Source organism: Geobacter sp. 60473, assembly GCF_036323535.1.
GTDB lineage: Bacteria > Desulfobacterota > Desulfuromonadia > Geobacterales > Geobacteraceae > Geobacter > Geobacter sulfurreducens.
Map to the genome: position 1 here is coordinate 2177547 of NZ_AP028967.1, position 23312 is coordinate 2200858.

The 23312-nt window shown below is 59.8% G+C and carries 21 protein-coding genes and 1 riboswitch; of the genes, 12 read left to right on the forward strand and 9 right to left on the reverse strand.

The window, feature by feature from the left end:
- Positions 1 to 9: 9 nt before the first annotated feature.
- The 12 genes from AABA48_RS09820 (at position 10) to AABA48_RS09875 (ending at position 12400) form a co-directional block, all read left to right on the forward strand.
- A complete protein-coding gene (locus tag AABA48_RS09820) occupies positions 10 to 993 on the forward strand; it encodes a transposase (RefSeq protein WP_286350302.1) in 984 nt (327 codons plus the stop codon).
- Positions 994 to 1067: 74 nt separating this feature from the next.
- Positions 1068 to 1658, forward strand: coding sequence for a carboxypeptidase-like regulatory domain-containing protein (locus AABA48_RS09825; protein ID WP_286350303.1), 591 nt, complete (start codon positions 1068 to 1070; stop codon positions 1656 to 1658).
- A gap of 6 nt (positions 1659 to 1664) precedes the next feature.
- Positions 1665 to 3737: a hypothetical protein gene (locus AABA48_RS09830; protein WP_286350304.1), complete on the forward strand. Its 2073-nt coding sequence runs from the start codon at positions 1665 to 1667 to the stop codon at positions 3735 to 3737.
- Between the two features lie 390 nt (positions 3738 to 4127).
- Entirely contained in the window at positions 4128 to 4745 is a 618-nt protein-coding gene (locus tag AABA48_RS09835) for a carboxypeptidase-like regulatory domain-containing protein (protein WP_286350305.1), read from the forward strand.
- 489 nt (positions 4746 to 5234) lie between these two features.
- Positions 5235 to 5564 (forward strand): hypothetical protein, encoded by a 330-nt coding sequence (locus tag AABA48_RS09840; RefSeq protein ID WP_286350306.1) that lies wholly within the window; start codon positions 5235 to 5237, stop codon positions 5562 to 5564.
- A gap of 28 nt (positions 5565 to 5592) precedes the next feature.
- The gene (locus tag AABA48_RS09845; protein ID WP_286350307.1) at positions 5593 to 6240 is read left to right on the forward strand and encodes a carboxypeptidase-like regulatory domain-containing protein; all 648 of its coding nucleotides are present in this window, start codon (positions 5593 to 5595) and stop codon (positions 6238 to 6240) included.
- 502 nt (positions 6241 to 6742) lie between these two features.
- Positions 6743 to 7189, forward strand: a complete 447-nt coding sequence (locus AABA48_RS09850; RefSeq protein WP_286350308.1) for a DUF1579 family protein — start codon at positions 6743 to 6745, stop codon at positions 7187 to 7189.
- Positions 7190 to 7381: 192 nt separating this feature from the next.
- Positions 7382 to 7972, forward strand: a complete 591-nt coding sequence (locus AABA48_RS09855; RefSeq protein ID WP_286350309.1) for a TetR/AcrR family transcriptional regulator — start codon at positions 7382 to 7384, stop codon at positions 7970 to 7972.
- A gap of 66 nt (positions 7973 to 8038) precedes the next feature.
- Complete coding sequence (locus tag AABA48_RS09860; RefSeq protein WP_286350310.1) at positions 8039 to 9313, forward strand: TolC family protein; 1275 nt, start codon at positions 8039 to 8041, stop codon at positions 9311 to 9313.
- Positions 9310 to 10482 carry an efflux RND transporter periplasmic adaptor subunit gene (locus AABA48_RS09865; protein ID WP_286350311.1) on the forward strand — a complete coding sequence of 391 codons (1173 nt, stop codon included), beginning with the start codon at positions 9310 to 9312 and terminating at the stop codon, positions 10480 to 10482. Before AABA48_RS09860 ends, AABA48_RS09865 begins: the two co-directional genes overlap by 4 nt.
- Positions 10479 to 11678, forward strand: a complete 1200-nt coding sequence (locus AABA48_RS09870; protein WP_286350312.1) for an ABC transporter permease — start codon at positions 10479 to 10481, stop codon at positions 11676 to 11678. Before AABA48_RS09865 ends, AABA48_RS09870 begins: the two co-directional genes overlap by 4 nt.
- Positions 11679 to 11695: 17 nt before the next feature.
- The gene (locus tag AABA48_RS09875) at positions 11696 to 12400 is read left to right on the forward strand and encodes an ABC transporter ATP-binding protein (protein ID WP_286350313.1); all 705 of its coding nucleotides are present in this window, start codon (positions 11696 to 11698) and stop codon (positions 12398 to 12400) included.
- An 89-nt stretch (positions 12401 to 12489) separates the two neighbouring features.
- On the opposite strand, the gene AABA48_RS09880 is transcribed toward AABA48_RS09875, so the two are convergent.
- The 9 genes from AABA48_RS09880 to AABA48_RS09920 all read right to left on the reverse strand — a co-directional run bounded on the left by AABA48_RS09880 (position 12490) and on the right by AABA48_RS09920 (position 23192).
- Positions 12490 to 15018 carry an EAL domain-containing protein gene (locus tag AABA48_RS09880; protein WP_286350314.1) on the reverse strand — a complete coding sequence of 843 codons (2529 nt, stop codon included), beginning with the start codon at positions 15016 to 15018 and terminating at the stop codon, positions 12490 to 12492.
- Between the two features lie 200 nt (positions 15019 to 15218).
- On the reverse strand, positions 15219 to 16355 hold the full coding sequence (locus tag AABA48_RS09885) for a trans-sulfuration enzyme family protein (RefSeq protein ID WP_286350315.1): 1137 nt from the start codon (positions 16353 to 16355) through the stop codon (positions 15219 to 15221).
- A 15-nt stretch (positions 16356 to 16370) separates the two neighbouring features.
- Complete coding sequence (locus AABA48_RS09890) at positions 16371 to 17504, reverse strand: trans-sulfuration enzyme family protein (protein ID WP_286350316.1); 1134 nt, start codon at positions 17502 to 17504, stop codon at positions 16371 to 16373.
- 74 nt (positions 17505 to 17578) lie between these two features.
- Positions 17579 to 17685: riboswitch (SAM riboswitch) on the reverse strand.
- 154 nt (positions 17686 to 17839) lie between these two features.
- Positions 17840 to 18574, reverse strand: coding sequence for a PilZ domain-containing protein (locus AABA48_RS09895; protein WP_286350317.1), 735 nt, complete (start codon positions 18572 to 18574; stop codon positions 17840 to 17842).
- 89 nt (positions 18575 to 18663) lie between these two features.
- Positions 18664 to 19449, reverse strand: a complete 786-nt coding sequence (locus AABA48_RS09900; RefSeq protein WP_286350318.1) for an inositol monophosphatase family protein — start codon at positions 19447 to 19449, stop codon at positions 18664 to 18666.
- Between the two features lie 117 nt (positions 19450 to 19566).
- The gene (gene gnfK, locus AABA48_RS09905; RefSeq protein ID WP_286350319.1) at positions 19567 to 20313 is read right to left on the reverse strand and encodes a nitrogen fixation two-component system sensor histidine kinase GnfK; all 747 of its coding nucleotides are present in this window, start codon (positions 20311 to 20313) and stop codon (positions 19567 to 19569) included.
- A 229-nt stretch (positions 20314 to 20542) separates the two neighbouring features.
- Positions 20543 to 22012 carry an ammonium transporter gene (locus AABA48_RS09910; RefSeq protein WP_338270105.1) on the reverse strand — a complete coding sequence of 490 codons (1470 nt, stop codon included), beginning with the start codon at positions 22010 to 22012 and terminating at the stop codon, positions 20543 to 20545.
- Between the two features lie 37 nt (positions 22013 to 22049).
- Positions 22050 to 22388, reverse strand: a complete 339-nt coding sequence (locus AABA48_RS09915) for a P-II family nitrogen regulator (RefSeq protein WP_010941607.1) — start codon at positions 22386 to 22388, stop codon at positions 22050 to 22052.
- 51 nt (positions 22389 to 22439) lie between these two features.
- The gene (locus AABA48_RS09920; RefSeq protein ID WP_338270108.1) at positions 22440 to 23192 is read right to left on the reverse strand and encodes a hypothetical protein; all 753 of its coding nucleotides are present in this window, start codon (positions 23190 to 23192) and stop codon (positions 22440 to 22442) included.
- Positions 23193 to 23312 lie beyond the last annotated feature (120 nt).

Sequence of the window (23312 nt, forward strand, 5' to 3'; positions counted from 1 at the left end):
TCATTACCAATGCCACGATCAGCGCGAATTGACATTCCTAATCTTTTGCAGCACGTGATCGCTCGCGGCATAGAGCGCCGCGACATCTTTCTCTCGGATGATGATCGGTGGGACTTCCGGAATCGGCTTCAGAAGCTTCTGCTGGAGATGGATGTTGACTGCCTGGCGTGGTCGTTGATGTCGAACCATTTCCATCTTTTGCTCCGGCCAACACGGACCCCGCTTGCCCCCTTCATGCGGAGGCTCCTTACTGGCTACGCCGTCTCGTTCAACCTGCGCCACAACCGCTCCGGGCATCTATTCCAGAATCGGTACAAGTCGATCGTGTGCGATGAGGATTCGTACCTTCTGGAACTGGTGAGATATATCCATCTGAATCCTTTGCGTGCTGGTATTGTTGCCGATCTGGGCGCGCTGGACACCTTCCCGTGGTCCGGCCATGCAATGCTGATGGGGAAGATTGTTCTGGAGGGCCAGGGGATCAACGAGGTCCTGCGGTATTTTGGGCCGGGAGTCTCCGCATCACGCCGCACATACCGCGAATTCATGGCCGATGGTGTTTTACAGGGGGAGCGCCCGGACCTTGTCGGAAAGCGTTCAGGAGCCAGCGGCGGTGGCTGTCCGGCCAGCGATAGAAGGATTCTTGGCGATGAAAATTTCGTTGAACAGCTGAAGACCGAGGAATGCCTGCACCAACAACTGCGACGTCCTATGTCGATAGAATCGATTGCTGCGACCATTGCCGACCAATATGGAGTCGCGCCGAAAGCCATAGCATCAAAGTCTCGTCTGCCGCGGACTTTGGATGCGAGGGCGGTCGTTTGCTATACCACGGTAGAAGGTCAGGGCCACACCGGGGCAGAGGTTGGGAGAGTGTTGGGTATGACAAGATCAGGCGTCGCAATAGCCAGAAGACGCGGCGAGGAAGTTCTTGCCCGAATCGAGTCGACAGCAGAATTTCAGCACGATACACGTCTGGATTCGACAAATTAACAACGTCCCTTGGGCCTCCTCGGGGAACAGAAGATGGTCGGATACCCCGTCTACTTCATCAAGGAGAATGGAATATGGAAGCTGCTCAACTTCTGAAACAAACCCGACGCGTTACCAACTGCTTCATCCTCATCGCCGCTTTCCTCGTCAGCACCGGCTGCGTCAACTTCGTGCGGATCGACGGGCCTTACGAGGGTAAGGTGATCGATGCCGAAACCGGCAAACCGATCGAAGGTGCAGTGGTATTCGGCGAATGGAGCAAGGCGCATCCCGGCGCCGGCGGGGCGAGCCACACCTATTACGACAGCCACGAGGTGCTGACCGACGGGAAAGGCGAGTTCAGCATACCGGGACTGGGGCTGCTGGTGCTCACCATGATCGAAGAGATGGATGTGATCATCTTCAAGGCGGGATATGAGCAGGTTACGCCCAATCCGTGGAGCGGCCTCAAGAATGTTTGGCCTAAGGATAAGGTTATTTGGCAAGGCGACAAGGCCACCTTCAGGTTGAAGAGATTGAGCATGAAGGAAAGGCGAAATAGGCATGTCTCATTTCCGAGCTGCGCCGTTGAACACAGGGGAAAAATGAGAAATCTAATCCGAGAAAGCAACATCGAAATGAGAGAAATGGGCATGCCAGCCAATATGTTACTGCCGGAGGAGTAACTGGTTATGATATTCAGACTAATTCTGGCCACGCTGCTGTTGGCCGCTTCCACCGAAGTGTTCGGCTGGAACGATAAGATAACGCATAAAACAATCACCGAGTATGCGGCCAAGTTCCATTTCAACCCCATAGACGCTAACTTTCTAGGTTTACCGATAAAGGGTTTGCGTGCCCTTGAATGGATCAAGATGGGGTCCGAATTGGAGGACTCCGGTGACCATATACAGTTCGCCAACGGAAGAGCTCGTTCGCTGAACCACTTCCACGCTCCGAACCGCCCCTTGGCCGAGGCCGGGCTCACTGACATTAAAACCGGGATTTCCGCCATCCGCTGGGCACAGGATGGGCCGTACCAGATTGGGAAAGGCTCGGAAGACTGGTCGTGGCAAGCCGTGCGCAGCCATTATTACGACTACCTTACGGCGCCGACCCAGAGCGTGAAGGATGACTGTCAGGTCAAACTGCTCAAGGGATTGGGCTACCAGATGCACCTGATCCAGGACATGTCCCAACCCAACCATGTCCGTAACGACACCCCTGTGTTCGACGGAGCGGGGATTACGAATGGCCTGGAAACCTGGGCGAAGTCGCATGATGATATCATCAGCAACAAAATCCTCGCTACGACCCCGATCCCCAAAGTGACCGTCGACCTGACGGTCTCCTTCGAAGACCCGTCCAAGGTCCCCATGGCCCGCCTGTCCGACACGCGCAGCTATGCGAGCTCACAAACACCTTCGACGTCATTGAGCCAGGGCCTTGCGGAATACACCAATGCCAACTTCTTTTCGGAAGACACAGTGTTCGCCGAAGGACTGTCTGCCGACGATAAGCATTACTTCCCAGCTCCCCGGAAACAGGAGACCAATCTCCAGGCTTTTGTCGACAATATTCTGAACACGGCCCCGACCACCGATGTCGATGGGAAGACATACCAGTCCTTCGTGATTTCCAAACGGAATACGTCGGGAGAAAAGCTCGACTGTCTGGCGCGGCCCGGTCCCAATACGAGAAAGTATTTCCAGGAGTTCGGCGAAGGTGAGGAGTTCACGCGCTCATTCGTTGTGGATGAAACCTGTTTCGAAGAGTATGCCAGACACCTCATCCCTCGTGCCGTCGGCTATTCGGTGGCCATGCTGACGTATTTTCATCGCGGCACCATCGAGCTCACTCTCCCCGACAGCGGAGTGTACAGCGTCACCGACCCCTTTGACTTCGAATTGAAAGAAGTGCGGGTAAAGGCGAAAAACACCACCTCCACCGGCGAGTTGATGTCAAACGGCCAAATCAAACTGGTCGTAAGGTACCGGCTCGCGCTGGAAGACCCGTTCCGGTCCGAACCGGTGGATATCGAGCCGGAGTACCGCTACATCGTCGTCCCGGAGAAAACCGGCAGAACAAGCATCCCGAAGGACGCACCGGTCGAGCTCGTGTTCGACCTGTCGGCAACTCCCATCCCCCTGTGGGCAACCAACCTCTATCTCCAGGTCGTATACCGGGGACAACTCGGCGCGGAGGCCGACGCCGTGGCGGTGGGTCTCAAAGACATTTCCGAGCCTACACCGGTGGATCTGTACAACAACACCGATTACACCTGCATTAACGGCACATGGCTCTCTTCGGGCAGCCCTGCGGCGGTGGCCGCGGTCGACACTAACAATGACGGCATCGCCGACCTTTCGGACGTCTACCCTCATACCATAAGCTACGTATATGCCAACATATCCCCTGTAGGCAGCACCGTGCCAGCGTCGCCGACAGCATTCGACATTTATGAAGACTATCCATCACTGCCCGGTGGGCTCCTGCGTATTGGATTTGTCCTCTCTGATTATGCCTTTAGCTATGGAGTACACGAAAAATGGTTAAAAAGGGACCCTAACGATACCTGGGACGTAATTGACAAGGATCACCAGTATCCCGGCACAGCGGTCATGAATCAAACCGGCCCCGACGACATCGACTACTATCCTTACATGTACAACATGAGAGGCCGGAAGATGTGGTGGGGAGCTGGTGTCATCTACGACAATAACGAATACCCTTCGGGCAGTTCCTGTTCGTGGGACGACATGTAGGCCATCCGTACAGAATTCGTGGTGTCCCCGGAATTCGTACCTGGATACAGTTACCGCTCTCGGCGACAGGCTCCCCCTGCTCAGTTGTCTCGTCTGCCGCGGACTTTAGATGCGAGGGCGGTCGTTTGCTATACCGCGGTAGAAGAGGGCCACACCGGGGCAGAGGTTGGGAGAGTGTTGGGTATGACAAGATCAGGCGTCGCAATAGCCAGAAGACGCGGCGAGGAAGTTCTTGCCCGAATCGAGTCGACAGCAGAATTTCAGTGCGATACACATCTGGATTCGACAAATTAACAACGTCCCTTGGGGCCTCCTGGATTCGACAAATTAACAACGTCCCTTGGGGCCTCCCTTGGGGCCTCCCTGAGCAACAGGCACAAGGAGGACAACATGGTGAACGCGCCAAAACTATTTAATCCGAGTATTGCAACTTTGGTCATTATTGCTGCCATCCTGCAACTTGTCGCACTACCAGCTCATGGCAGTTGGCTGATCTATCATAAACCCGAGTTCAAGGGACAAGTTGTGGACATCGAGACCAAGGAACCTGTCGAAGGCGCTGTAGTTGTAGCGGTTTACAAGAAAACTACCTTAAACCCACCGGCTGGCAGTTACACAAACGTGATTGAGGTTCGTGAAACTCTTACCGACAAAAACGGAACATTTTATTTTCATTCATACACTACTCTAATACATCCATTCTCATACTCAGACAATTGTGATTTTATTATCTATAAACCCGGATATGGAAATTTGGGAGAACTTGGACTTGAGGATTATTTTTCTGGAAATGCGAAAGACATTTGGGAGATGAGAGCTTTTTGGAACAAGGAACTGCTTTTCCGTTTTTTGCCGACCGGGGTAATTGAAATACCAAAAACAATTAATCGAAACGACATAAAACAGTCTTGGATGAGTGCACATATTTTTTCACATAATATCAAACTGTTAGACTCGCCATTGCTTTACAATATGTTTGACAAAGAAAGAAGACGGCTTGGATATTGACACCTCAAGGATTAAATATGAAAATATTAATAGAAGAAAGTGGAAGAAAATGGGGTCAGGCTTGACAACTTGCAACTTCAAGCTCATACCCCCGTCCTAGTCTATCAGCAATTATTCAATCCATTTTAGTCGCTATTCCAGCTTTATGACTGCCGCACTCATGAATGAGACGTCTCGTACGAACTTCTTGGCAAGATCAGTCAATGTTGCACTACTGAACGCCTGAATCGCCCATGCGGCCACACCCCGTGCTTCGGCGGTTTACGTGCCATGCGAAAAGGTTATTGCTATCTTTCAACCTTTCAAGCCTGACCCCATGGCCACACCTTTCAAGCCTGACCCCATGGCCACACCTACACCGGCCCCGTTCCGGTAGAATTACTCCCCGGCGCCACCCCAACCAGATACACGGTCAGGCTCCCCGCGGAAGGGACCTACACCCTGACCGACGACACCATAGGGCCGGACGGGTTGGTACATAAGGATACGGTGACGGTTGTCGTGTTGTCAAAGTTGCAGATTGATCGACTATTGCAAAACAAGTGGCAGACACTCCTCAGCGGATTCGCAAACAATGACCAATTCACCGCCATTGAAACGATATTAACCGCCTCAAAAAATTACTATCAAACAATGTTCGATGCACTGGGCGCCCAACTCTCCTCAATTGCTTCAACAGCACGCGAGTTCAACCTCATCTCGATTATCGGCAACCAAGGTCAATACGAATTGGTTTCAGAACAAAACGAGGGGCTTTACTCTTATGATGTGATATTTACCCGCGACGTGAACGGCCTTTGGAAGATTCAAGGTTTCTGACCTGAGCAACAGGCACAAGGAGGACAACATGGTGAACGCGCCAAAACTATTTAATCCGAGTATTGCAACTTTGGTCATTATTGCTGCCATCCTGCAACTTGTCGCACTACCAGCTCATGGCAGTTGGCTGATCTATCATAAACCCGAGTTCAAGGGACAAGTTGTGGACATCGAGACCAAGGAACCTGTCGAAGGCGCTGTAGTTGTAGCGGTTTACAAGAAAACTACCTTAAACCCACCGGCTGGCAGTTACACAAACGTGATTGAGGTTCGTGAAACTCTTACCGACAAAAACGGAACATTTTATTTTCATTCACACACTACTCTAATACATCCATTCTCATACTCAGACAATTGTGATTTTATTATCTATAAACCCGGATATGGAAATTTGGGAGAACTTGGACTTGAGGATTATTTTTCTGGAAATGCGAAAGACATTTGGGAGATGAGAGCTTTTTGGAACAAAAAAGTACTTTTTAGATTTTTGCCTAATGGTACTATTGAACTCCCAAAAATTACCTCAAAAGAAGAAAGAACAAAAGCTAAACCAATTCCTGCGGGTGACTTTCGATTTTGGAAGAAACAGAAAATTTTTATTCAGACAATAAGAAAAGAATGGAGCTATCTGACAGGGCAAGATTCAACCGATCTATACAGATACGAGGACCAATAATGCCAATTACAACATATCTAGTTATTCTAATCATATTACTATCAACTAATGAGATCGTCTTGGCTTCAAGTGTAGAAACTCATGAGACATTTAATGATAAAATTACACGAGTACTTTTGTTGCCCAAGTTTGATAATTACCTAAGGAGAGATTCAGAGATTCAGGGGACGTTGTTGATTTGTTGAATAGAGCAACGTAACTATCTGTAAGCTCATTACCAATGCCACGATCAGCGCGAATTGACATTCCTAATTTTTTGCAGCACGTGATCGTTCGCGGCATAGAGCGCCGCGACATCTTTCTCTCGGATGATGGTGAATGGCGCCGGAAATGTGGCGTAGATATCTGGGCGTACTGCCTTATGCCGAATCACGTTCATCTTATTGCTGTCCCGGAAACAGATGACGGCTTGCGTCGCGGGATCGGCGAGACACACCAGCCGGTTACATGTGGGCAAGCCACACGAACCGGGCACCCCTTTAGACCTTGAGGAGGCAAACTCATGGCAACCAACAGAGCCACAGCGCTAAAAAAACTCGCAACGCTGGCAGGAACATGGCATACGACAGGCGTGATGTTGTCGGGCCCTGCCGCAGGAAAGCAATTCAAAGGAACAGACCGGTACGAGTGGAACCGCAGCAAGACCTTTCTCCTACATACCTGGAGAGTCAAAATGCCGGAAGGGATGCAAGCCGGCATTGAACTTTTCGGCTTTGATCCGATAAGAAAGGAAATTTTTGCCCATGCTTATGACGAGAGCGGCACTTTCACCCCATCATCTGTGGTCTTCAACAGAGGTAAGTTCATAATCCGCGGACCAGAACTTTACTTCATCGGATCACTGTCAGAAAACGGACAATTCATTTCCGGGCGCTGGTTAACAACCCAAGACGATCAGCCCGTCATGCAGATCAAACTACGGTGCGACACACTAAACCATAAGGTCTAATCGGATAGCCGGGTTTTTCTCCCCCAGCCCTCCACACCACAGTACATGCGGGAGCACGTTGCGACACAAGGGGACGTTACCCATCCAAAGGTCAGCGCCAGCATGAAGACCTCTGCATTCACCCCATTTTCCCCATTGACACGCCACCCCCACATCCGCTAATGTGAGTGTATACTCGCATGAGGCGGTTCCATGATTCCCAAGAAAAGTACCCGCATCCGCAAGGAAGAGATCGTCCAGGCATCGCTCCGGGTCATTGGCGAGCGCGGCGCCAATGCCATGACCACCGCGGCCATCGCGGAGGCGGCAGGTATGAGCGAGTCGAACATTTATCGCCACTTCGGCGGCAAGTTGGAAATAAACCTGGCGCTGACCGACTTCATCGGTGGCTCCCTGGCCGGACGGGCGGCGACGATCGCCGCGGGAAGCCAGCGGCCCGTGGAAAAGCTGCACCAGATCTTCACCGGTCATTTCGCCCTCATTGCCGAGAATCCGGGCATCCCCCGCTTCATTTTCTCCGAGGAGGTTCACCTGGGAGACCGGCGACTGGCCGGCAAAATGGCCATCTGGATCGGAAGCTACCTGGAGACTCTGGCGGGGGTGATCGCCGCAGGGATTGCCGAAGGGGAGTTCCGTCAGGGGATCTCTCCCAGGGAGACTGCCATGACGTTCCTGGGGATGATCTCCTTCACCGCCATTCGCTGGTCGATGAGCGGCTTCGCCTTTGATATCCGGGACGAGGCAGCGCGTCTCTGGGACAATTTCGCGGAACTGCTCCGCTAATTTTTTTACCCTGCAAGTGAGTGATTGCTCACTTTGTATTTACTTTTACGAATAATGGAGCACACCATGCGAGCAATGGTCATAACCGCGGCGCTTCTCCTGCTGTCGGCCCATCGACTCCCGGCAGCGGAGCCCCTCACCCTCCGGGAGGCACTGACAACGGCCCTCGCGAACCACCCCCGAACCATGGCGGCCCGGGAATCACTGGCCGGAGCCGATGCGCGCGCGGGGCAGGCCCGCTCGGGCTACTATCCGCGGCTGGACCTGGTGGCGGATTGGAACCGGGGCCGCTCCTACCTGACCGCCTTCGAAGGATTCAAGGAGACGGAGACCTATTCGGCCGGCCTTACGCTCCGCCAGACGATCCACGACTTCGGGCGCACCTCGGGAACCGTGGCGGCGACAGAGGGAGAACGGGGCGCAGCCCGCGAATCCCTGGCAGCGGTCCGGCAGGACGTGGCGCTCCGGGTGCGAGAGGTCTACAACTTCCTCCTGACGGCGGAGCGCCGGGTCGAAGCGCTGAGGGAGACCGTCCGGGCGCGGGAGGAGGTCCTGGGCCAAGCCCGGGCGTTCTACAGCGAAGGGGTCAGGCCACGGCTGGACGTGGTCCGGGCCGAGGCCGATCTCTACGCGGCCCGAACGCTCCTCACGGCAGCCGAAAATGAACGGGACATGGCCCGGGTGGATCTGGCCGCCGCCATGGGGCTCGACAGTCTCCCCGACCGGCCCCTGGCTGAACCGGACGGGGAGAGCCCTTCCCTGCCCGACCTGGCGGAGGCGAAACGCCGCGCCACGGCAGGCAGGGTGGAACTGAAGCGGTACGATGCGCTCCACGCGGCGGCCCAAGGGGCAGCGACGGCCGCCCGCGGCGGACATCTGCCGGTGATCGAGGCAACGGCCGGTGCGGGATATGCCGACCGGAGCTTTCCGCCGGAGGGGAACACCTGGGGGGTTGGCGTGCGTCTTAGCGTACCGATCTTCGCGGGGTTCGCCACCAGGGAGAAGGAACGGGAAGCCGCGGCAGCGCTGCGGGAAGTGGAGGCCCGGCGCCGGGACCAGCAGCTCCAGGTGGGGCGTGAAGTTGAAGGCGCCTGGCTGGGGATGCGGGAGGCCCTGGCCCGGGTGGAGTCGACCGGCCGGGAGCTGGAAGCGGCCCGGGAGAGCCGGACCCTGGCCATTGAGCGCTACCGGGAGGGAGTGGGCACGATCATCGAGGTGACCGATGCCCAGGCCCGGGAGCTGGAGGCTGAAACGGCCAATATCCGCGCCAGGGGCGATACTCGCATCGCTTTGGCGCGTCTCGATCGGGCGGTTGGCGACGACGGAGGAACGGAACAATGACGTTGATACACACGCTGCGCAGACACAAAACCGCCCTGATCCGAGCCGCGCTTCTCGCTGCACTGATCGTGCTCGTCAAGGCCACCATCCTGGCCCCGCCGAAGGTCACGACGGTGCGGGTCGAACGGCGGGACCTGACGGCACGGGTCTATGGCAACGGCACTGTGGAAGCCAAGGAAGTGGTGGGGGTTTCCAGCAAGGTGACCGGAAGGATCGTTTCGCTTCACGCGGACCAGGGTGACCGGGTGCGGCGGGGACAGATTCTGGCGCGCCTGGAAAACGACGAATATGCCGCGCAGCTGGGCCAGGCCGAAGCAGGGGTCAGCCGGGCGGCGGCCGGCCAGAGCCTGGAGGCGGCCACTCTGGCAAAGGCCCGGGCAAACCTGGAACTGGCCGAGCGCAACGCAGCACGCTACCGGAACCTGGCCGACCGGAACCTGGTATCGCGCCAGGAGGCCGAGCAGTACGAAACGGCCTGGCGCCTGGCACGGGAGGAGGAAGCCCGAAGCAGCGCCGCCCTGGAAGCGGCCCGCATGGAGTCGGCGGCCGGACGCGCCGCACGGGGAGTGGCCCGGTCGCGGCTTGACGACACCGTTATCCGCGCCCCCCGCGACGGGATCATTGTTTCCCGCGACCTGGAGAAGGGGGCCGTGGTCTCGCCCGGCCAGAGCATCTTCACCCTTGCCGATCCGGCGGTGGTCTGGGTCAGGGCCCATGTGGACGAATCGCAGCTTGCCGGCGTGGCCGTGGGCCGGGAGGCCGCGATCTCCCTCCGGTCCGCGCCGGAGCGTGCCATGCAGGGACGGGTGGCCCGGGTCGGCATGGAGAGCGACCGGGTGACCGAAGAATTGGCGGTTGACGTGGCCTTCGCCGCCCCACCGCCCGCGTTCCGCCTGGGAGAACAGTCCGACGTTCTGATCACGGTCGGCGCCAAACGCGGCGTGCCGTCCCTGCCTGCCGCGGCCCTGACGAGCCATGAGGGGAAGCGCGGGGTCTGGACGGTTTTGGAAGGTCGGCTCCGCTTCAAGCCGGTGCAGGTCGGCATCGAGGATCGGCAGGGCGTCACCGAGATCCTGTCAGGCCTGGCCGGGGCTGAGCCGGTGGTGCTGCCAACGCCGACCCAGGCGAAGAAATTCCGCGACGGCATGAAGGTGAGGGTGTCGCCGTGAACCTGGCGGTCCGCGACATTCGCTGCCACCGGGGGCGTTTCGTCCAGACCTGCCTGGGGCTGGGGCTGCTCCTGGCCGTGGTCATGAGCATGGGAGGAATCTACCGGGGTCTCGTTGCCGATGCCCTGGCAATCCTGGAGGCCATCGGCGCCGACGTCTGGGTGGTGCAGCAGGGGACCAGCGGCCCCTTTGCCGCCACCTCCCGCATGCCCGAGGACCTCAAATACCGGATCAGGGCCGTGCCGGGGGTCAGCCAGGCATCCCCCCTCTCCTTCCAGAATATCCAACTGGAGCGCTTCGGCGAGCCGTTCCGCTTCTTTCTGGTGGGATACGAACCGGGAGGGCTCGGCGGGCCGCCGGCCATTGTGGAGGGGCGGGGGATCGGTCAGAAGCACTACGAGCTGGTGGCCGACCGGGCCATGGGGCTGGCGGTGGGCGAGCGGCTCGCCATAGCCGGCGACGTCTACACCGTGGTGGGGCTTACCCGGAAGATGGTTTCCTCCAGCGGCGATCCGGTGGCCTGGGTAACGCTGGAGGATGCCCAGAAGATCCAGTTCAAGGAGGACAACAACGCCATTCGCAATAATCGCGTGCGGATCGCGGACCGGGTGGCCCGGAAGGGGCTGCCGCCGGTCCAGGCGGAACAGGCATCTGCCCTGGCGGAAGAGCTCACCGGCTCCACCCACATCGTCAACACCGTGGTGGCACGCCTGGCGCCGGGAGCCGAACCGGCGCGGGTCCGCGCCGGGATCGATCGCTGGAACCATCTGCGCGCCATCTCCGATGAGGAGCAGACCACCATCCTCACCGAGGGGATGATCAAGAAGGCAAAGATGCAGCTAGGGCTGTTCCGGGCGATCCTGCTCGTCATCTCGGCGGTCATCATCTCGCTCATCATCTACACGTCAACCCTCGACAAGATCAGGACCATCGCCACCCTCAAGCTGATCGGCGCCAAGAACCGGGTTATCGTCGGCCTGATCCTCCAGCAGTCGATCCTGATGGGGGTCATCGCCTACGCCATTGGTTACGTCCTGATCACCCTCACCCAGGAAAAGTTTCCGCGCCGGGTGGAACTGCTGGCGACTGACCTCCGGATGCTCTTCCTCATCGTGGTGGTAATCTGCGTGGCGGCGAGCATGGTGGGCATCCGCAAGGCGCTGAAGGTGGAAGCCGCCGACGCCCTGAGCTCGTGACAACGGGAGGAATCTGCATGTACGCGGTGGAAGTGGAAAACCTGACAAAGATCTACGGGACGGGAGAAACGGCGGTCCGGGCGCTTTCCGATGCCTCCTTCCGGGTGTCGCCCGGGGAACTGGTGGCGATCCTGGGTCCGTCGGGCTCGGGCAAGACGACCCTGCTCACCTCCATAGGACTGGTTACGGAACCGACCCACGGCCGGGTGGTGATCGACGGGACAACCGTGGCCGACGAGGGATGGTTGCCGGGCCTCGACCTGAAGCGGATCAGGCGTGAGCGGCTCGGATTCATCTTCCAGGCCCACAACCTGATCCCCTTTCTCACGGCCCTGGAAAACGTGATGGTTGCCATGGAGATCAATGGAGTCGGTCGAAAAGAGGCGAAACAGCGGGGGCTGGACCTGCTGGGAGAGCTGGGGCTGGCGGAGCGGGCCGGGCACTATCCGTCGCACCTGTCGGGGGGACAATCGCAGCGGGTGGCCATTGCCCGGGCCCTGGCCAACCGGCCCCGGGTCATCCTGGCGGACGAGCCGACCGCGGCCCTGGACACCGAAAACGGCTCGAACGTGATGGCGCTCCTCAAGCGGCTCGCCGTGGAGAACCATTCGGCGATCATGGTGGTCACCCACGACCACCGGATGGTGCACGGTTTCGATCGGATACTTGATGTGAGCGATGGCCGGATCGTGGGGGAGCGGCGCAACGGCGGGACCGCCTGAGGCGGTATCACGGCCGGTTGTTTCGGGAAGGAATGCCGGCGATGGACAGCATCGAAGAACGGAAATGCCGGCGATGGCCGGACGGGCCCCTACCCCTCTTCGGCCCTGGCTATCAGCCGCAGGGGCGCGGTCCCGCGCACGGGCAACGCCGCCCTCAGGCGCGCCTCCACGTCCCGGGCCGACATGGGCCTGCCGAAGTAGTACCCCTGAACCTCGTCACACCCCCGCTCGCGCAGCAGTTCCAGCTCCTCTTCCCGCTCGACTCCTTCGGCCAGAACCCGCAGCCCCAGACTGTGGGCCATGGCGATGATCGCCTCCACGATGGCCCGGTCGTCCAGGTCGGAGACGATGTCGCGGACAAAGGAGCGGTCGATCTTGAGCCGGTCGATGGGGAAGTGCTTCAGGTAGCTGAGGGACGAATACCCGGTGCCGAAGTCGTCGATGGCCAGATGAATGCCCCTTACCTTCAGGTCGATGAGGGTCATGATCGTGTCCCGGGCCCCTTCGAGCAGGGTGCTTTCGGTCAGCTCCAGTTCCAGAAGGGTGGGATCGAGCCCTGTCTCCTCCAGGACCCGGTCGACCATGTCGATGAACCCCGGTTGGTTAAACTGGTGCCCCGATACGTTGACGGCCACCCTGACCGGCGGGAGGCCCGACTCCTGCCAGGCGCGGCACTGGAGACAGGCTGCCCGCAGGACCCACTCGCCGATGCGGCGGATGAACCCCATCTCTTCGGCCGCGGGGATGAAACGCCCGGGCGGGATAAGCCCTTCCTCGGGGTGATTCCAGCGCAGTAGCGCCTCAACGCCGAAGACCCCGCCGGTATGCATATCGATCTGGGGCTGGTAATCGAGATAGAACTCCCCGTTGGCCAGGGCGCGCCGCAGACTGTCCTCAAGCCCCCGCCGGTCCTGGGCGGAGCGGTTCATGTCGTCGCTGTAGAAACGATAGACGTTGCGGCCGGCCTCCTTGGCGGCATGCAGGGCCATATCGGCCCGCGAAAGGAGGACGTTGCCGTCCTCGCCGTCGGACGGGAACAGCGCGATGCCGATGCTGGTGGAGATGAACACCTCCTTCCCTTCCAGGTCAAAGGGAGGGGTGAGCAGGTCCAGGAGCGACTGTGCCACGATGCTCACTCCCCGTTCATCCCGTGCCCCGGTCAGGATGACCACGAATTCGTCGTCGCCCAGCCTGGCCAACGTGTCGCTGACCCGCACGTGGGCCTTGAGCCGGTCGGCCACCGACGTCAGGAGCAGATCGCCCATGGCATGGCCGAGAGTGTCGTTGATGTCCTTGAACCGGTCCAGGTCCAGGAACAGCAGCGCCACCGGCCCTTCCTCACGTCTGGCCACGGCCAGGGCGTGGCTGACCCGATCCTGGAACAGTGCCCTGTTCGGCAGGCCGGTGAGGGGATCGAAGTAGGCAAGTCGCCGAATTTCCTCTTCACTCCTCTTGCGTTCCCTCATGTCGTGGGCGATGCAGACGATGCCGCACACCTCGCCGTCCTGGTTCCGCATCGCACCGCCGGACAGGACCACCGGGATCAGCTCGCCCTGGCGGCTCCGGTAGAGGAGTTCCCGATCGGGAACCTGCCCCTGCTCGGCCATCTCGGCAATAATGCTCTGCCCATGCCCCCCATCGGCCAGGATGGACGAGAAGGAACGGCCGATCAGCTCGTTCTCGCGGTAGCCGAGCAGCCCGCAGAGGGCCGGGTTCACGCTCATGACCGTACCGTTGATATCAACCACCAGGAGGGCGTCGACCATGGAGCAGATCACGTTGTCCAGGTAGTTGCGCGCCGTGGTGATTTCGTCCTTGACCGTCCGGAGTTCCGTGGTCATGCGGTTGAAGGCGTTGGCGAGCCTGCCGATCTCGTTGTTGCTGCTGATGTCGATGCGGGTGTCGAGGATTCCCTGCCCCACCTGCTCGACCCCTTCTTGCAGGAGCGCTATGGGACGTGAAATCAGTATCGCCGACAAAGAGCCGCCACCCACGGCAAAGAGGAGCGCCACTGCCGATGCCGCGCTGAGGGTGAACAGCGCAAACGTGATGGCGTTGTGTACTTCCTGCTGGCGCATGGCGAGCCGCCGCCGCTCTAGGGCGAGAGCGCGGTCGACAACGTCGAGAAAACGCCTCTCCGAAGCCTCGAAGCGCTCCTTTGCCTCCAGAATCGCCGAATGGGCGCCGGCGCGGCGCGCCGTCTCCACGGACTCGGCGCTCAGGGCCATCAGATCTTTGCCGGCCCGGTCGATTTCCCGGACATAGTGCTGCGCTTCGGGGTCAAAACGCTCGGAAAGGTCTTTCAGGGTGGAAAACGCGGCCTGGTACAGGCCGGTTCCCTGCTCCAGGAGTTCTTTTTCTTCCTCGGCCTGCTGGCGGGCGGCGGACCGGTCCCGGACGACCATGCTCACCAGAGCAAACTCGCTGGTGGAGGCGACAATGCGCACTCCCGCATGGCGGATGTCGTGGAGAGTCTTGATGGCAGGCAGGCCATCCCGCGTTACCGCGTCGAACTCACCGCTGATCCTGGTGATGGCGCTGCCGCCGAAGTAGCCGACCAGCCCCGTGAGCAGGGCGAAGATAAAACAGCCGGCTGTGAGGGTACTCCGAATCTTCATTACCGCCTCTGTACTTTCAAGGGAAAATCACCTGGCTGATACCCCGCTGCGTGATAAAGGGACGGGGGAGCGGACCACAATGCACCTTGTTACAGATATCGGCCAAATGCGAAGGGAGTTGAGCTAAAAATAAACAAAAACTGATCTTCGGCAAAAACACGAATCCTTTCATTGCGTTTCACGATCGGCCGTCCATCGTGTCAGCCGTTGATCAGACGATCCATCTCGGCCATGAGGTCGTCGACGTCCTCAAGACCCACGGAAAGCCGCACCAGGGTATCGCCGATCCCCCGGGCGGCCCGCTCGGCCGGCGGCATGGCCGCGTGGGACATCCTGGCGGGATAGGATATGATGCTTTCCACTCCGCCGAGGCTCACGGCAAAGGCCGCCAGACGCATCCCCTCCAGCAGGCGGCGGGTGGTTTCAACGGTATCCAGAGTGAACGAGAGGACTGCGCCGGGTCCCGACGACTGCCGGCCATGGATGTCGTACCCCGGGTGATCGGGGAGCCCGGGATAGAAAACCCGGTGCACCCGCTTTTCCCCAGCCAGCCAGCCGGCAATCTTGATCGCCCCGGCCTGGCTTTCCTCCATCCGGACCCGCAGAGTCTTGATGCCCCGCAACACGAGCCATGAATCCTGGGGGCCCAGGATGGCGCCGAAGGCATTCTGGATGAACCTGATCCGCTGCCCCAGCTCCGGGTCCCTTACCACGGCAAAGCCGCAGACCACGTCGCTGTGGCCGTTCAGGAACTTGGTACCGCTGTGGAGCACCACGTCGCACCCCAGGTCCAGGGGCCGCTGCAGGTAGGGAGTCATGAACGTGTTGTCGACCAGGGTGATGGCCCCCCGCTCCCGGGCCAGGCGGGCCGCGGCGGCCAGGTCGGTGATCTTCATGAGTGGATTGGAAGGGGTCTCCAGATAGAGCCCCTTGGTGTTCGGGCGGAAGGCCGCCTCAACGGCGGCCGTGTCCGTGGCGTCCACGAAGGTGGACTCGACCCCCAGCCGGCTGAAAAGCTGGGTCAGCGCCCGAAAGGTGCCGCCGTAGACATCCTCGCAGACCACCAGGTGATCGCCGGGCGAGAACAGGAGCAGCGTGGAGGAGATGGCGGCCATGCCCGAGGCGAAGGCGAATCCCCGCGTCCCGTTCTCCAACAGGGCCACGGTCTCCTCCAGGGCCTCGCGGGTGGGGTTGTCCGAGCGGGCGTAATCGTACTTGCCGAAATGGTCCACCGATTCCTGCCGATAGGTGGACGTCTGGTAAATGGGAACCGAGAGCGCTCCGGTGGTCGGGTCGATCTCACGGCCCGTATGGATGATGCGGGTACCGAATTTCATGATGTCCTCCATTTCTTACGCGAATGCTTGGGACAGGTCGGCGATGAGGTCGTCCGCATCCTCGATCCCCACCGAAAGGCGCAGGAGCACGTCATTGATGCCGAGCCGCTCCCGAACCTCCGGCGGGATGTCCGCATGGGTCTGAACCTGGGGAAAGGTGATCAGGGTTTCAACGCCGCCGAGGCTTTCCGCGAATGATATCAATTCCGTCTTGAGAAGCACACGCTCCACCAGGGCCTTGTCATCCACCTCGAAAGCGATCATGGCGCCGAAGCCCCGGGCCTGGCGCGCCAGCAGTTCGTGGCCCGGATGGCCCGGCAGCCCCGGATAGAAGACCCGTGGCACCCGCGGATGCCGCGCCAGCCATTCGGCGATCCGGCCGGCGTTTTCCTGCTGGCGGTCCAGCCGCACCGACAGGGTCTTCATTCCCCGGATGGTGAGCCACGCATCCTGGGGCCCCAGCACTGCGCCCACGGAATTCTGGAGGAAGTAGACCCGCTCGGCCAGGGCCGGCTCCTTGACCACGACCAGCCCCGACACCGTGTCGTTGTGCCCGGACAGGTACTTGGTGCCGCTGTAGACCGTGATGTCGGCCCCGAGATCCAGGGGCCGCAGGAGATAGGGCGTGAGGAAGGTGTTGTCCACGATACAAAGGAGCCCCCGCTCGCGACAGAGCGCCGAGAGGGCCGCGATGTCCGCAACCTTGAGAAGCGGGTTGGTGAGGGATTCCACGAACAGGGCCCTGGTCTCGGGACGGATGGCGCCCCGCACCGCCTCCGGATCGCTCGTGTCCACATAGGTGAACGAGAGGCCGTACTGGACCAGGATCTGGTCGAAGAGACGGCAGGTGCCGCCGTACAGGTCCTCGGTCACCACCAGGTGGTCGCCGCTCCTGAAGAGCAGGAGAAGGTTGGCGATGGCAGCCATGCCCGAGGCATAGGCAAATCCCCTGGCGCCGCCGTCCAGCCGGGCGATTCCCTCTTCCAGGGCCTGGCGGGTGGGGTTGCCGGAGCGGGAATAGTCGTAGCCCGTGCTCTGGCCCAATCCCGGATGCCGGAAGGTTGCCGTCTGGTAGATGGGTACCGTCACCGCCCCGGTGCGGGTATCCCAGTCGAGACCGATCTGTGCTGCCTGCGTCGCGATGTTCATGGTTTCCTCCACAATGAAAAATCCCCTTCCGGGGTGCGGAAGAGGATTCGATTCACCGTGAGGTGTCACGCTCTTCCTTATCTCCCGAAACCTGTCGGTTTCGCAGGAATTGGCACCTTCCCCCCATGGGGAGGTTGCCGCGACGTCACCGGGCCTGTCCCTCGGTCGCTCTTGATAAGTTAAGCCGTATTCTGTTGTGGGTTACGCTCGTTGCTGCCAGACACGCCTTCAAACCGTAAGGTACCCTACCAATTTGATAGGCATTAGTAAATCAGATTTTGATTATTTTTTGTAAAGGTTTATACCGACCTGTCGCAGAGGATAATACGCCAGCTTCAGATACCACTCACCACCCTATTCTGCTCACACAAATCAACAATACACTTCCTCTGCTCATCCGTCAGCTCAAGAAACCTGACCCCGGCGCCGGCTATGCCCGGCGATACCCCCCACGGCTTGCGCCAGCGAACCTCCGCCGCGATGGGCGTCTGGTCGTCGATTTCCAGCATGCGCAACCAGAGCCGGGTGCCCTGGAGCCAGGGATCGACGGCAATGAGAAAGCACCCGTCGAGCGAGAGATTGAGGCTGACCGTGCGGATCACCTTTTCCGGGCTGAACGAGGGGGTTTCCGAAACCATAACGTTCAAGTGGGCGGCAACCCGGTCCCTCCGGCGGATGATGCGGGGGACGAAACGGGAGCAGACCTGGCGGACGAAGCTCCCGAGCCCGGCGCCGGGACCGGGGACGCGATCATAGAAAAGCGCCCGCACCGTGGAGGAGCGGGAATCCCATTTCACCCTGAGCGTGGGAAACACCTGGATCAGATCATAGAGGGAGGCCTTTTCCGTGCTGCTCGCCCGAACCAGGGTGGGAACGTCCAGGAGGATACCGTTGAACGCCTCCCGCGCCATGAGGGTAAAAAGTTCCCCGATGGAGGAGACGACCGTCACGTCCTCCACTTCGCTCCGCACCGCATCGAGATACGGCGCCACGGCCATCCGTCCCTCTACCACGAACACCAGGCGGACAGGCTCATTGGTCTTCATTAACTTTTCATTATGTTCTGCCATTGGCATTCTCCACGAGAATGCAGAGGATATACGCCCGGAACAGCACAATCGTCAATGGGCAAATGCAGTCAATATGGAAAAACGGCGGGTTAGAGGGTGTCTCCCGACGCCAGCACCCTCAGCATTTCGTCGTGGATCAGACCGTTGGAGGCCAGGATGCGATGTTCGGACACAGAGAAGGGCGCGCCGTCGTGAGTGGTGACCCGCCCCCCCGCTTCGGTCACCAGCAGGGAGCCGGCGGCCACGTCCCACGGCTTGAGCTTGAGTTCCCAGTAGCCGTCGAGCCTGCCGGCGGCAACACAGGCCAGGTCGAGGGCCGCGGCACCGGCCCGGCGCACGGCGCGGGCGGCAAACTGGAAGCGGTAGAAGTTGTCGAAGTTGTTTTCGTTGTCACGGGTCCGGTCATAGGGGAAGCCCGTGGCCAGCAGGCACTGCTTCAGGGGAGCCCGGGACGAGACGTGGATGGGATTGCCGTTCACGAAAGCCCCCTCCCCCTTCACGGCGGAGAAAAGCTCGTCCATAACAGGGTGGTAGACTACGCCGACGGTCACCTCTCCGTCGATTTCAAGGGCAATGGAGACGCAGAACCACGGAAAGCCGTGGGCATAATTGGTGGTACCGTCCAAGGGGTCCACGATCCAGCGGTAGCGGGAGGTGCCCGTCTCCCTGGTCTGTTCCTCGGCCAGGATGTCATGGTCGGGGAACGCGGCGCGGATGGCGGCGACGATCAGCTCCTCGCTGGCCTGGTCAACCTCGGTAACCAGGTCGATCTCCCCCTTGTAGCGGATGTCGTGGTCGGTCCAGAGACGCTCGCGCTGGAGTTGTCCGGCCCGGCGGGCAGCCTCGGCGGCAACGGCGAGATACGTGGCGGTCATGGCACTCTCCCGGAAATGGTGCATGAGGGGTTATAGCAAACAGCCGCGTTTCACGCGACAAAAAAAAGCCGCCCGAACCGTTGTTGGGCGGCTTCACATCGGGAAGTGCCCGAAAATTCACTCGGCGGCGACAAAGGTGAGCGTAAATGATGTCCCCTCTCCCACCGTGCTTTCCACCGCGATGGCCCCGCCCACCGACTCCATGAGCTTGCGGGTGATGAACAGGCCCAGCCCGGTGCCCTCTCCCGGCTCCTTGGTGGTGAAAAAGGGGGTGAAGATATGCCCCAGCAATTCAGCCGGGATGCCGGGACCCGTATCCGTCACCTGCACCGTTACGCCCCCCTCCCCGTTCCGGCTGGTGCGAATGAAGAGCTTTCCGCCCTCTCCCATGGCCTGGAGGGCGTTCATGACCAGGTTTATGATAACCTGCTTCGCCCGGTTGGCGTCGGCGGCAATGAAGGGGAGCCGGTAATCCAGATCTTCGATGACGGCGATGGAGCGTTTATGGGCCTCGTAACGCAACAGGGTCATGGCCTCCCGGAGCACCTGGTTCACGTCCGCTTCCCGGTGGTCGCTTACGTCCCGACGGGTAAAGGAGAGGACCCCCTTGGTCATGTCAGACAGCCGGTGGGCTTCCTGGTTGACCCGTTCCACCATCTCGCGCACGAAATCGGGCAGGCCCTCTTCGCGGAGGATCATCTGGGTGGCCGAAACGATGACCGACAGGGGCGTGTTCAGCTCATGCACCACACCGGCCGCCATCCGGCCGAGCTCGGCCATTTTCTCGTTGAAGGCGAGCAGTTCCAGCAGTTCGCCTGCAACGGGATCCTTGTCTGCAATGTACTTCGCGAGCGCGTTTGCCATGGGTCACCCGGGGTCCGGTTGGGGGCCGAAACAGAGAGCCCCACTATCCGTTAGGCACGAGGCATGCCAGAACGAACAGGTGATATATTCAAGCCTTTACGCGCCATCGACCGGCCGCCACCTCAAATAATGCCGCTTTTTCAATCACCAACCTGCCCAATATTTCAGCACAAAAAAGAAGCCGCCCCGGGGAGGGGCGGCTTCTTCAGAACACGCGAAGCGGATGTTTCTAGTTGTACGCCGATTCGGAGTGCTGGGTCTGGTCGAGGCCCATGATCTCGTCTTCCTTCTCCACGCGCAGACCAATGGTCTTGTCCAGGATGAAGGCGATGACCAGGGTCACGATAAAGGCATAGGCACCGGCCGACACAACCCCGATCACCTGGGTGATGAACTGGGACACGTTGCCGGAAAGGAGCCCCGTGGCCCCCACCGTGGCGAAGACGCCGGTGACGAGAGCACCGAAGGTGCCGCCCACGCCGTGTACGCCGAAGGCATCCAGAGAGTCGTCATACTTGAGCTTGGCCTTCATGAGCACTCCCAGATAGCAGATCACGCCGGCGCCGAGGCCGATGATGATGGCAGCACCAGGCTGGACGAAGCCGGCCGCCGGCGTAATGCCGACCAGGCCTGCGACCACGCCGGAACCGAAGCCGAGTGCCGAGGGCCTGCCCGCGTGGATCCATTCGGCGATCATCCAGGCCAGGCCGCCTGCTGCCGGAGCGATGGTGGTGGTGGCGAAGGCGAGACCCGCAAGCCCGCCGGCCGCATCGACGTTGTTCACGCCGACCACCGCCGAACCAGCGTTGAAGCCGAACCAGCCAAACCAGAGGAGCCCCACGCCGAGCATGGTCATGGAGAGGTTGTGGGGAGCCATCCGCTCATGCGGAAACCCGTGACGCTTGCCGAGGAAGATGAGGAACGCCAGAGCGGAGATACCGGAGGAGAGGTGAACAACGGTGCCGCCGGCAAAGTCCAGGGCACCCTTCTTGAAGAGCCAGCCGTCCACCATCCAGACCCAGTGGGCCAGGGGATCGTAGACCAGGGTGGTCCAGAGGAGCACAAAGACGCAGTAGGCGGAGAACTTAACCCGCTCGGCCATGGCACCGGAGATGAGGGCTACGGTAATCATGGCGAACATACCCTGGAACATGGCAAAGACGTACTCGGGGATGGCGTTGGGTTCACTCGTCACGTTCTGCCAGAGGGTGTAAACCGGCGCGCCGTCCTTGAAGCTGATCATTCCGTTAAGCAGCGCCCGACTGAAGTCCCCCACAAGCCCCATGCCGCCCATGTCGGGACCGAAGGCCAGCGAGTAACCGATGACGGCCCACTGGACCCCCACGATCCCCATGGCAACAAAGGAATGCATCAGGGTTGAGAGGACGTTTTTGCTCCGGACCATGCCGCCGTAAAAGAGGGCAAGGCCGGGAAGCATCAGAAGGACCAGGGCCGCGCAGACGAGCATCCAGGCGGTATTGCCGGTATTGAGGACCGGTTCGGCCACCTTGGAGGCTTCGGCAGCCGCCGGTGCGGCCTCAGCCGGGGGAGCGGCGACCGGAGCAGCCTGGGCGGAGGTGACGGCTGCCTGGGTTGCCGCCACGGCAGGGGCCTTGGCCTCTTCGGCGAGGACTGCGGTAGGGGCCATGAAGGCTGCGGCGGCCAGGACAAGTGTGATGATCGAACGTTTCCACTTCATGATGAACCTCCGTTGGTTTCTGTAATATCTCGAGCGATCAGATCGCTTCGTTACCCTTCTCACCGGTCCTGATCCTGACCGCCTCGTCCAGGGAAAGGATGAATATCTTGCCGTCGCCGATCCGTCCGGTCTTGGCGGTGCTTTCGATGGTTTCCACCACCTTTGCCACCAGTTCGTCAGCCACCGCGATCTCCAGCTTTACCTTGGGAATGAAGTCCACCACGTACTCGGCGCCGCGGTACAACTCGGTATGTCCCTTCTGGCGGCCGAATCCCTTGACCTCGCTCACGGTGATCCCCTCGATGCCGATTTCGTTGAGGGCGTCCTTCACTTCATCCAGCTTGAACGGTTTGATTATCGCCTCGATTAGCTTCATTGCGTGCCTCCGTGTATGTGGACGTGGGACAGGAACCGATCCTGCTCCCGGTTAAGGGAAATTGATGTCGAGCTGGGTGGTGAAGGTATTCTTCCCGCCCGTTACCGAGCTGTTGTAGATGTCGTAGCCCACGAGGAGCGATACGTTCTTGGAGAAGGCCCAGGAAACACCGAAGTTCAGGGCTCCCATGAAGCTGTCGCTCCCCTGGTAGTCGACCGCCACCCACAGCTTATCGGAGATTTCGCTCATGGTACGGTCCCAGGAAAGGAGCACGCCATGGTTGTCGTTCTCGCCGCTCGCGTCGTTCAGCACCGCACTGTTCCCGACGAAGTAGCCCGCCGACAGTCTCCCCACAACCGGCAGGGTCTTGGCGACGAGCCCGTACACGATGTTCTGGTCAGAGACGTCTTCCTTGAAGCCGATGTTGTAGGCACCTACGGCAATGGCGGGCGAGTACCCGAAGAGCGACCCCTCGGGGGTTGCCAGCTTCACGTTGAGGTAGAAGGGATGGCTGTCGCCGGGGGAGGTGGCATTCACCATATAGTCTACCCCCGCTTCCATCTGGAGTTTCTCGAAGGGAAGAAGGCCGAAGGTCAGGCCCAGGTCGTAGGTGTTGGGCTGGCGGCTGCCGTCGGGATTCTTGGAGACCCTCAGGTAATTGTCGATACCGAGGTGGGCCGTACCGAAGGCCTGCACATCGGTGGACGGGATCCAGACCTGGGTGGAGGGGGTCGCCAGGGCAACGCCGGTGATCATGGCAACGAGCGCTGTGGTCAGGGAAAGAATCTTCATCGTCATTTTCATTGGTGCTTCTCCTTTGTCAGTAATTAATTGCATGTACGAATTTCCTCCCAACGACGTTCAGCTTCTCCTCCTTTCCGCACATTGTAAAAAAAGAAAGGCGCCTCCACCCGTGGTGGAAGG

Coding starts and splice junctions, on each gene's coding strand:
- AABA48_RS09820 (WP_286350302.1), top strand. CDS start 10: ATGCCACGATCAGCGCGAATTGACATTCCTAATCTTTTGCAGCACGTG.
- AABA48_RS09825 (WP_286350303.1), top strand. CDS start 1,068: ATGGAAGCTGCTCAACTTCTGAAACAAACCCGACGCGTTACCAACTGC.
- AABA48_RS09830 (WP_286350304.1), top strand. CDS start 1,665: ATGATATTCAGACTAATTCTGGCCACGCTGCTGTTGGCCGCTTCCACC.
- AABA48_RS09835 (WP_286350305.1), top strand. CDS start 4,128: ATGGTGAACGCGCCAAAACTATTTAATCCGAGTATTGCAACTTTGGTC.
- AABA48_RS09845 (WP_286350307.1), top strand. CDS start 5,593: ATGGTGAACGCGCCAAAACTATTTAATCCGAGTATTGCAACTTTGGTC.
- AABA48_RS09850 (WP_286350308.1), top strand. CDS start 6,743: ATGGCAACCAACAGAGCCACAGCGCTAAAAAAACTCGCAACGCTGGCA.
- AABA48_RS09855 (WP_286350309.1), top strand. CDS start 7,382: ATGATTCCCAAGAAAAGTACCCGCATCCGCAAGGAAGAGATCGTCCAG.
- AABA48_RS09860 (WP_286350310.1), top strand. CDS start 8,039: ATGCGAGCAATGGTCATAACCGCGGCGCTTCTCCTGCTGTCGGCCCAT.
- AABA48_RS09865 (WP_286350311.1), top strand. CDS start 9,310: ATGACGTTGATACACACGCTGCGCAGACACAAAACCGCCCTGATCCGA.
- AABA48_RS09875 (WP_286350313.1), top strand. CDS start 11,696: ATGTACGCGGTGGAAGTGGAAAACCTGACAAAGATCTACGGGACGGGA.
- AABA48_RS09880 (WP_286350314.1), bottom strand. CDS start 15,018: ATGAAGATTCGGAGTACCCTCACAGCCGGCTGTTTTATCTTCGCCCTG.
- AABA48_RS09885 (WP_286350315.1), bottom strand. CDS start 16,355: ATGAAATTCGGTACCCGCATCATCCATACGGGCCGTGAGATCGACCCG.
- AABA48_RS09890 (WP_286350316.1), bottom strand. CDS start 17,504: ATGAACATCGCGACGCAGGCAGCACAGATCGGTCTCGACTGGGATACC.
- AABA48_RS09895 (WP_286350317.1), bottom strand. CDS start 18,574: ATGGCAGAACATAATGAAAAGTTAATGAAGACCAATGAGCCTGTCCGC.
- AABA48_RS09900 (WP_286350318.1), bottom strand. CDS start 19,449: ATGACCGCCACGTATCTCGCCGTTGCCGCCGAGGCTGCCCGCCGGGCC.
- gnfK (WP_286350319.1), bottom strand. CDS start 20,313: ATGGCAAACGCGCTCGCGAAGTACATTGCAGACAAGGATCCCGTTGCA.
- AABA48_RS09910 (WP_338270105.1), bottom strand. CDS start 22,012: ATGAAGTGGAAACGTTCGATCATCACACTTGTCCTGGCCGCCGCAGCC.
- AABA48_RS09915 (WP_010941607.1), bottom strand. CDS start 22,388: ATGAAGCTAATCGAGGCGATAATCAAACCGTTCAAGCTGGATGAAGTG.
- AABA48_RS09920 (WP_338270108.1), bottom strand. CDS start 23,192: ATGAAAATGACGATGAAGATTCTTTCCCTGACCACAGCGCTCGTTGCC.